This is a genomic window from Xanthomonas hortorum (assembly GCF_011305375.1).
Lineage (GTDB): Bacteria > Pseudomonadota > Gammaproteobacteria > Xanthomonadales > Xanthomonadaceae > Xanthomonas > Xanthomonas hortorum_E.
The window spans coordinates 1-704 of the sequence record NZ_VCME01000056.1 but is presented as its reverse complement, the minus strand read 5'-3'; the positions used below and the strand labels follow the sequence as shown (position 1 = coordinate 704).

The window sequence follows — 704 nt, the reverse complement described above, 5'->3', positions numbered from 1 at the left end:
ATAATTCCATTTGAGTCCATTCGATGATTGTTCCATTCGATTCTATTCGGTGATTCCATTCGATTGCATTTGATAATGATTTCAATCGAGACTATTCGATGATTCCATTCAATTCCATTCAATAATGATCCCTTTCGAGTCCATTCAATGATTCCATTCCAGTCTATTCGATGATTCCATCTGATTCCATTCAATGAATCCATTCGATTCCATTCTATGACGATTCCATTCATTTCCATCTGATGATGATTCCATTCGATTCCATTCAATGATACCATTCGATTCCATTCGATGATGATTTCAATCAATTTTTTTCGATGATTCCATTCGAATCCATTTGATGATGAGTCCATCCATTTCAATTTCATGGTAATTCCATTCGTTTCAATTCGTTGTTGTTTCCATTTGATTCATTCGATGTAGATTCCATTAGCTTCCGTTGGATGATGATTCCATTCGGTTCTATTCGTTGATGATCACATTGTATTTCTTTCCATAATTCTTTTTGCTTCCATTCGATGATGTTTCCATTCGTTTCCATCTGATGATGATTCCATTCGATTCCGTTCAATGATTATTCCATTCGAGTCCATTCGATGATTCCATTCGATTCCATTCGATGATGATTGCATTCGAGTCCATGGATTATTCCATTCCATTCCATTAGATGATTCCATTCGGGTCCATTCGATGATTCTCTTCGA

At 35.9% G+C, this 704-nt stretch carries 2 protein-coding genes; both read right to left on the bottom strand.

The features are described 5' to 3' along the window. Positions 1 to 368: hypothetical protein (locus tag FFY45_RS22415; RefSeq protein ID WP_217902720.1), on the bottom strand; the 368-nt coding region annotated here is incomplete at its 3' end. Between the two features lie 108 nt (positions 369 to 476). Beyond that, positions 477 to 704, bottom strand: a 228-nt coding sequence (locus tag FFY45_RS22410; RefSeq protein ID WP_217902718.1) for a hypothetical protein, incomplete at its 5' end; no start/stop codon positions are given.